General features: G+C 46.0%; 9 protein-coding genes. 4 read left to right on the top strand and 5 right to left on the bottom strand.

Translation table 11 applies throughout. From position 1 onward, the window contains the following. The first annotated feature begins 52 nt into the window (after positions 1 to 52). Entirely contained in the window at positions 53 to 2629 is a 2577-nt protein-coding gene (gene gyrA / locus AC3DOM_RS13125) for a DNA gyrase subunit A (protein ID WP_487919503.1), read from the top strand. 68 nt (positions 2630 to 2697) lie between these two features. Beyond that, the gene (locus tag AC3DOM_RS13120) at positions 2698 to 3312 is read left to right on the top strand and encodes a transposase (protein WP_487919502.1); all 615 of its coding nucleotides are present in this window, start codon (positions 2698 to 2700) and stop codon (positions 3310 to 3312) included. Positions 3313 to 3465: 153 nt separating this feature from the next. On the opposite strand, the gene AC3DOM_RS13115 is transcribed toward AC3DOM_RS13120, so the two are convergent. Beyond that, positions 3466 to 4089: a hypothetical protein gene (locus tag AC3DOM_RS13115; RefSeq protein ID WP_487919501.1), complete on the bottom strand. Its 624-nt coding sequence runs from the start codon at positions 4087 to 4089 to the stop codon at positions 3466 to 3468. Between the two features lie 83 nt (positions 4090 to 4172). On the opposite strand from AC3DOM_RS13115, the gene AC3DOM_RS13110 reads away from it, so the two are divergent. After that, entirely contained in the window at positions 4173 to 4718 is a 546-nt protein-coding gene (locus AC3DOM_RS13110; protein ID WP_487919500.1) for a cob(I)yrinic acid a,c-diamide adenosyltransferase, read from the top strand. 70 nt (positions 4719 to 4788) lie between these two features. Continuing rightward, complete coding sequence (locus tag AC3DOM_RS13105; RefSeq protein ID WP_487919499.1) at positions 4789 to 5490, top strand: DUF554 domain-containing protein; 702 nt, start codon at positions 4789 to 4791, stop codon at positions 5488 to 5490. A gap of 74 nt (positions 5491 to 5564) precedes the next feature. Here AC3DOM_RS13105 and AC3DOM_RS13100 read toward each other — a convergent pair whose 3' ends face one another. The 4 genes from AC3DOM_RS13100 to AC3DOM_RS13085 form a co-directional block, all read right to left on the bottom strand. Further along, positions 5565 to 6275 (bottom strand): DsbA family protein, encoded by a 711-nt coding sequence (locus AC3DOM_RS13100; protein ID WP_487919498.1) that lies wholly within the window; start codon positions 6273 to 6275, stop codon positions 5565 to 5567. A gap of 225 nt (positions 6276 to 6500) precedes the next feature. Beyond that, positions 6501 to 7343: a lysophospholipase gene (locus tag AC3DOM_RS13095; protein WP_487919497.1), complete on the bottom strand. Its 843-nt coding sequence runs from the start codon at positions 7341 to 7343 to the stop codon at positions 6501 to 6503. Between the two features lie 133 nt (positions 7344 to 7476). Next, positions 7477 to 8103: a V4R domain-containing protein gene (locus AC3DOM_RS13090; protein ID WP_487919496.1), complete on the bottom strand. Its 627-nt coding sequence runs from the start codon at positions 8101 to 8103 to the stop codon at positions 7477 to 7479. Further along, the coding region (locus tag AC3DOM_RS13085; RefSeq protein WP_487919495.1) for an N-acetyltransferase at positions 8103 to 8286 on the bottom strand (184 nt) is incomplete at its 5' end. The genes AC3DOM_RS13085 and AC3DOM_RS13090, both read right to left, overlap by 1 nt.

The following is an 8286-nucleotide window of genomic DNA, read 5'->3' as shown; positions in this document are numbered from 1 at the left end:
GAACAAATTTTCGTGGTAAGATAGGCACGCCATAAAAAATCAGGAGAATCCCATGGAACTTGGATTAGTACGCGAAATAGATATCAACGTAGAAATGCAGCAATCCTATCTCGATTACGCCATGAGCGTGATCGTTTCTCGAGCCTTGCCCGACGCTCGCGATGGCCTAAAGCCTGTCCAGCGGCGCATCTTGTATGCCATGTATGACATGGGCTTGCGCGCTGAAAGTCCGCATAAAAAATCGGCCCGTATTGTTGGCGAAGTGTTGGGGAAATATCATCCCCACGGTGATTCATCTGTATATGAGGCAATGGCCCGTCAGGCACAGGATTTCAGTATGCGGTATATGCTTGTCGATGGGCAGGGTAACTTTGGCTCAGTTGATGGCGATCCTCCCGCTGCGATGCGATATACCGAAGCCCGTCTCGCTTTGCCTGCCCTGGATATGCTAAATGAAATCCACAAGGATACGGTTGACTTTACCCCAAATTTTGACGATACCCTTATCGAACCGAATGTTCTCCCGGCATCGATCCCAAATTTACTTGTAAACGGTGGCACGGGTATCGCAGTAGGTATGTCCACATCCATTCCGCCGCATAACCTGTCTGAAATTGTAGACGCGCTGGCATATATGCTCTCAAACTGGGGCAAACTCGACGATATATCTGTCGAACAATTGATGAAATTCGTGAAGGGGCCAGATTTTCCCACAGGCGGACTCATCATCCAGCAGAAGGATGAAGGGGGGCTGGAAGCAGCTTACGGGTCCGGGCGGGGCCGGGTTACTATCCAGGCACGAGTCCATGTTGAAGAGATGGAGCGGAACAAGAATCGGCTGATCGTCACCGAACTGCCCTATATGGTCAATAAATCCAATTTGATCAGCCGTATCGCGAATTTGGTGCGTGATGGCAAGATCGATGGGGTCACAGATTTGCGAGACGAATCTGACCGACAGGGGATGCGTATCGTCATTGAATTGACCAAAAATGTGGAGCCTGAGGCTGTCCTCCAAAAGCTTTACAAGAGCACCCCAATGCAATCCACATTCAGTATTATCATGCTGGCCCTGGTGGAAGGCGAACCGCGCATGCTTTCGCTGAAACAGGCTTTACGCGTTTATGTGGAGCATCGGCTGGAAGTGATCCGCCGCCGTACCGAATTTGATCTTCGCAAGGCGAAGGAGCGTGCCCATATTTTGGAAGGTTATCTGGTCGCGCTGAATAATCTGGATGAAGTGATTGCGTTAATCCGCCGCGCGCCTGATGTACCGACGGCACGTACACGATTGATGAAGAAATTCAAGTTGAGTGAAATTCAGGCACAGGCTATTTTAGATATGCGCCTGCGTCGACTGGCTGCTTTGGAACGCAAGAAGATCGAGCAGGAATATAAGGAGCTAAAGGGGATTATCATAGAGTTGGAAGCTTTGCTCATTTCCCCGAAGAAGATGCGGGCCCTGGTAATGGAAGAATTGCTCAAGGTCAAAGAAGCCTATGGTGATCGCCGTCGCACGCAAATCATCAGCCTGGATGGTGAAGGGAAGAAACAGGTACTGCTGACATCGGCAGATTTATTGCCCGAGAAAACTGTCTGGGTGGGTGTGACCCGTGATGGGATTGTCTCGCGCACACGTGATAACAAATCTCCGCGGCCAAGTGGCAAGGAAGCGCCACACTGGCTGGTAAAGGTTTCGACGAGTGATACCCTTTATCTGGTTTCGGAAAAGGGCGCTGCTGCTGCTGTAGCCGTTCACACCTTACCAGAAGCAGAGAAACTCTCTGATGGAACAGTATGGTATAAGGTATCGCCGCTAAAGCCAAAGGATAAGCTTGCTGCTGTTTTTGCATTGCCCGCAAGGCGGAGTGAGTTGGCTGAAGAAAGCTATGTTTTGACAGTGACGCGTGGGGGGATGGTCAAGAAAAGTGCCATTGGTGAATTGCCCGGTCCTTCAGCACAAGCCTTTAATCTGGTCCGTGTCAACGCTGGGGATGTCCTCGGCTGGATCGTTTTGACGGATGGCAAGAAAGATATTCTCCTCGCTACTGCCAGTGGGATGGGGATCCGTTTTGGTGAAGATGATGTTCGACCGATGGGATTGGTTGCGGCTGGTGTGAACGGTGTCAAGTTGGGCGTCGGTGACCTGGTCGTTGGGGCGGAGGTATTACCGCAAGACGGCACTATTTTCATGGTCACATCTGAGGGAAATGGCAAACGTATCACCGCACAGGATTTCCCGACACAGGGACGTTATGGCAAAGGCGTTATTCTCTGGAAACTGCCCGATGGCGAGCGACTGGCGGGGTTGGCGGTTGGCAAAGATACGCTGAATATCACCCTGCATCTGCTCAGGGCGGCAGCTAAATCCACGAGATTGGATGAGGCCCCTCTGCGCATGCGCTCAACTGCTCGCGGCAAACTCGTTCAGGAAGTCAAACTCGGTGATGCGATCATTGGTCTGACGGTGGGATGGGATGTGGAGCGCTTTGTTGAGAAAGTCAAAGAGAAGCCAAAGCCAAAGAAAAAAGCCGAGCCTCCTGTAAAGAAAAAATCACCGGAAAAGAAAGCCCCAGCCAGGAAAAAGCCAGCGGCAAAATCTTCCGCGAAGGGGAAGAAGAAAAAATAGGATTTAAAGATTTCCGAAGTTTAAAAAACTTCGGAAATCTTTTTAATTGGGCTAAGATTGGAGAATAAATGCCACGCAGAATTATAAGTTTTCTCCCAGATAATTATTACCATCTTTATAATCGTGGAAATAATCGTCAGGCTATTTTCTTTGAACAAGAAAATTATCTCTATTTTTTGCGTGGAATGAAAAAGTATTTATTGCCAATTGTAGATATTATCGCCTATTGCTTAATGCCTACTCATTATCATTTGATGGTGAGGGTTAAAGAAACTTCCGAAGTCTCAAAGACTTCGGAAGTTTTAACAGGGGTTTCTGCGGGAATGAAGAAGCTTTCAATTTCCTATACCAAAGCGATCAACAAACGCTTTGATCGAGTTGGGTCTCTTTTTCAAGGGGCATTCCAGGCAAAGGCGATTAAAAATTCTAAGTACCTTCTTCATTTATGTCGCTATATTCACATGAACCCGGTCAAAGACGGTCTGGTTGCCTCTCCAAACGATTGGCCATATTCGAATTACCTGGAGTGGATTGGTAAACGCGATGGGATAATGTTTGATCGAAATTTTTTGGAAGATCAATTTTCGAATATGAATGAATATAAGAAATTTATTCTCGATGATCAGTTTTCACGACAATTGCCAGAAGATTTTATTTTCTACCTGAATGATTTTGAGAAATAAAGATTTATTGAATATCAGACTTCGGAAGTTTTAGAAACTTCCGAAGTCTTTTTAATAAAAACATATAAATGATCTGGGTGGGTATATCCTTCCAACATGAAATCTTTTTCAAAGACCATAACAATTTTTATTGTCACGTTGACGAAATGATGTTTATCCGCTAAAAAGAGTCTTCACTTCCTTTGTTAACCCCTCCAAAGTTTTCTCCCACTCATCCTGAGTTTTCTTAACTGCCGCTGCAAAAGTATAGGCAAACATCGGTCCTTGCTTCGGGGAGTCGAGATTCATCCAGGCGTGCGAGTCTTTGGGGAGTCGGGGCATCACCAGTTCTTTTAGCATGGGAATGTATGAGAGCAGCTCCAGAGGGTAGTAGAGCTTGCCGGAACGAAGCTCGGGACCCTGGATAATATCTTGATCAGCGTGATCCACTTCAGGCGCGGGCGGAGCGGCTTCTTCATCAAATTGGGCCAGCCAGAGCGGAATGTAATTGCTGTGGGCGTAAAAATCCTGTGCGGTATGAGCAAGACGTCCAAAGGCTGCCCAGGCATCCTCTACTTTTCCTGCTGCCAATGCCGGGAGGATCAGGGCGCGGTTTTTTTCGATATAGGCATAGCTCCTTTCAAAGGCGTTGTTATCGAAATGATATTCATCATGCCCAAACTGGCCGCGGGGATAATCCTGTTTGATATTCGCATTGGTGATAGCTTTTAGCGCACGGGGACTGAGTTTCTTTTCCAAACCTTTTTGCAAGATTTGACGATGATAAGGGATGATCATTTTGGATCCTAAGGAATATAGATGGAATTTCTCCGAATTATACCTTGCCCTCTATAGGCGGGGCCGGGTGTATAATTGCGCCCATGTCAAATTTTTACACTCGTAAAGGCGACGACGGAACGACGGGATACCTCGGTGAAGGCCGCCTGCCTAAATACCATCCACGCATGGAGGCCATCGGAACGCTCGACGAAACGACCGCGGCCCTGGGATTGGCCCGCTCCCTTGTGCGGTCGCCAACCCTCAAGCCGATTCTGATCCAGATTCAGCGGGACTTGTACGGACTGATGTCCGAAGTTGCTGCCACACCCAAAAATGCTGACCGTTTCAGCAGCATCGATGCCTCCCGTGTGGACTGGCTTGAAGAGCAGACCGACTCCCTTAACAAGACCATCGATATGCCATCAGAATTCATTCTTCCTGGCGAAACGCCTGGAGGCGGTGCCCTCTCCCTCGCCAGGGCAGTCACCCGTCGTGCCGAGAGAAGGATCGCAGCACTGCTTGCTGAAGATGAATTAAAAAATAAGGAATTACTGCGTTATCTCAATCGCCTTTCTTCGTTATGCTTTGTCCTTGAGCTGGCTGAAAATCAATATGACGGCAAAGAGACTCTAAAGGCGAAGAAATAAAAATTGCTCTTTGTGAGCGAAACTCAAAAGCGCAGGATTCTCTTCGATAAGACATTATTTAGGAATTTTAATGATCGGAACAATAATTAATGTAATCGCCATCATCGTTGGCAGTACCTTGGGAATATTTTTTGGCTCCCGATTGCCAAAGACCATGAAAAGCACGATTACCGCAGGTTTGGGATTATTTACCATCTCCATTGGTCTCTCCATGTTTCTAAAAACCGAAGAATCATTGATTGTTTTGGGTGGTCTTTTGGTCGGTGCGGTTTTGGGGGAATGGTGGAAAATCGAAGAAGGTTTGGAAAACCTCGGCCGTTGGTTTGAAACCCGTTTTGGTGGAAATAATGCCGAAGAGAGCCATCGTTTTATTCGCGGTTTTGTAACGGCCTCTCTCATTTTCTGCATTGGACCACTGGCCATTTTAGGTTCCATTCAGGATGGCCTTGTTGGTGATTATGAACTCCTGGCTGTTAAATCTGTTTTGGATGCCTTTGCTTCTTTGGCATTTGCGTCTACATTTGGTATAGGGGTGGTATTTTCTGTTTTCCCCGTATTTATTTATCAGGGTGGGATTACTTTATTCGCTGGTCTGCTCAATGCTGTGGTCACCGATGCGATGTTGACGGAGATGACCGCTGCCGGGGGAGTGATTCTGATTGGCCTGGCGATCTCGAGTTTATTGGAGATCAAGAAAATTCGGATAGGCAGCTTTCTTCCTGCGCTGGCGGTAGCCCCACTGATCGTGTGGATTTTAAGCCTTTTTTCCTAACCTTTACCTTCCTTTTAATGAAAAAGCGGATATGGCTGCCATATCCGCTTTTTGAATTTACCAGCCAGCATTTCTTAGTTCAAACCCATTGCTTGAAGTCCATCAGTGATAATTTGTTCAAAGGATGCAAAAGGATAGTTGCCAGGTAGGAGTTGCTTTACTTCTTCTCCATCAAGGATATATGTGATAATGAAAGCAGGTGTTCCGCTGATGCCTTCAGCTTTGGCATCAATTTCGTCCTGAATGGCACGATCATAATAAGTCCCATTATCCATGCAAGCTTTATATTGATCCATATCTTTTACCCCCGCTGTTTTTGCCCATTTTTCCAATTGTACCTTGTTAAATGTCAGGGGTTGGTTGGCATAGATCAAATCATGCAGTTCAAAAAACTTGTTTTGATCTCCAGCACAATAAGAGGCTTCAGCAGCAAGTCGGGGTTGTGCACCACTCAACATTTCACCAACTGATCGATAAGTAAAGTGGACTATACCAGTATTTACATACTCTTCTTCTAGAAGGGGTTCTGTCTCAAGAGCAAAATCGGCACAGTGCCCACATTTATAATCTGCATATTCAACAATTTTAATCGGTGCTTCAGGATCGCCCATTGTATTACCCTGTGCCATCTCACGTGACCTGTAATCATTACTGGTAGGTGGCTGGCCCATTATTAATGCCGCTGTAATTAACCCTGCACCAATAATAATGGCGCCTATGGTCATCATTCGGCGTTGCTGTTTTTGCTTGCGATGTCTCTCGCGAACTTCCTGGCGTTTACTCATACTTTCTCCTAGTTTAAATTTGATTCATAAGTGAATATTTTGCCATGTTAAAGTTCTTTTGTCCAATTAGAGAAAGCTTAGAAAATAAAATTATCAGAAACCGAATTCATCCCTGAGATGTACTTGATTCCATTAAATGAATTTATCCCCGCCCTGACCTGGTAACCGCCAGGAAAAAGCTCCCGGCATTATAATCCGGGAGCTTTTTAGCTTTTTGTATTTTCGTTATAACTTTTCCAGCCAATTAATGATCGTTTTGAAAACATCTGCCTGTTCCGGTTCGTTATGGATTTCATGATAAAAACCATCCCAGATTTTCAATTTCACCTTATCCCCAACCTTCTCGGCAAACTCACGACTGGCATCGGCAGATGTCAATCGATCCGCGCTGCCGTGCATTAGCAGGAGAGGGAGGGAAAATTCATCGGCATTTTCCAATGCCCACAATCCAGATTCATACATTCCAACAAAGAGGCGGGCTGAAATTTTATCGTGGACCAATGAATCCTCTTCGTAGGCACGCACCACTTCCAGGTCACGTGAAAGTGCGGCGGTTTCCAATCCCGAAGCCTGGATGAAGGCCGGGTAAATTTTATCCATTGTTTTCCCCATGAATACCTTCACCGCAGGTGGCTCGAAGGCTAGTTTTATCCAGGGACCGGTAGCAATCACGCCCAAAAGTTTGGGCTTCCGTCGGAGCGCATAATTCAGAGCGAGATTTCCGCCCATACTATGTCCATAAAGAATACGGGGCAGATCGGGGTAGTTTTCATCTACTTCGGCAAGAAAAGCCTCAATATCATCAAGCAACGTTTCATAAGAAGGTGTATGTCCGCGGGGTCCATCCGATTGCCCGTGCCCCCGCTGGTCAAAACCGATCATGGAATAATCCGCGTCGTTCAGCGCTGCGGCAAGATTTTTGTACCGTTCTAAATGTTCACCATGCCCATGAGTCAGACAAATTATGGCTTTTGGCGGATTTTTAGATGGAAAAGAATGCGCAAAAAGTTCCAGTCCGTCCTTGCTCTTAAAACGCCATTTAATTTTGCTTCGGTTTTTTTCACTCATCTCTTTCCTCCAAATACTATATCAAATTTTCTCAGCTTTTCTTGCCGGTTGCCAGGCAAATTTATCTTGCCGAATTCAGGGGCATTATTCCCTTCATAATCCTGAAATAGATTGGGAAAAATAATTGGGAAAATCAATCACTATTTATGGCCTCTCCAACTTCAAATCGACAACAAGAATCACCTTTTGCGAGGCAGTCGGTTTCTGTTATGGCATACTCTTTGCCAGTCGCCCATTTAATGGCCTCTCCAAGAGAGCCAAGATAAAGATAGCAGATGGGCTTGTCGCTTTTTCGGCTATGACAAATTGCACAGGATGATTCAGCATAGGCAATCGTCTCACCATCTTCCTCTACCCATGCATCTACCTGCGGGTTAGATTTTTTTAAGGCGCTAGCCATGCTATTCAAAATAAATTTAATGCGTTGCTTCTGCGGCAAAAGCTTTAGGGCTGTTCCCGCAACGCCAAGAAGTGCAGCCTGCTCGTTGACAGCATATTGAAAGGATGCTTTCCCAATCCTTTGCAGCATACCGCGTCCACCACGCCCATAAAACTCTTCAATAGCCTGATTAAAACGAGCATATTCAGAGGCCTCGATGCCTGGCTCAAGATTATCGGGAGGTAGATTATTCACAAAACGGTCTAAATTGCTCACGCGTAAAATGGCATTCAAGCCGTTTGTTCCCATCACCTCTTCAGCAGAAGATAATGCCTGCCGTACAATTGTGTTGACGATTACTGCATCCTTACGATGTCCCATTACGCCTCCTTTCCTTGCCCATTCTTGTAAATCTGAAAAGTAAATAAGGGATACTCTTCCTCCGTAGGCTCAAAACCATTCTTTGTATAAAGGGCTATTGAACGCTTATTTTTGCTTTGTGTGTTTACACTAAGTTGTTTTATGTTTTTTTTGAGTAATTTTTTGAGGAGATCACCGAGAATT

Source organism: Candidatus Desulfolinea nitratireducens, assembly GCF_982879505.1.
Note: the sequence above shows the minus strand (reverse complement) of the source record. Positions and strands in the feature narration are given on the sequence as shown.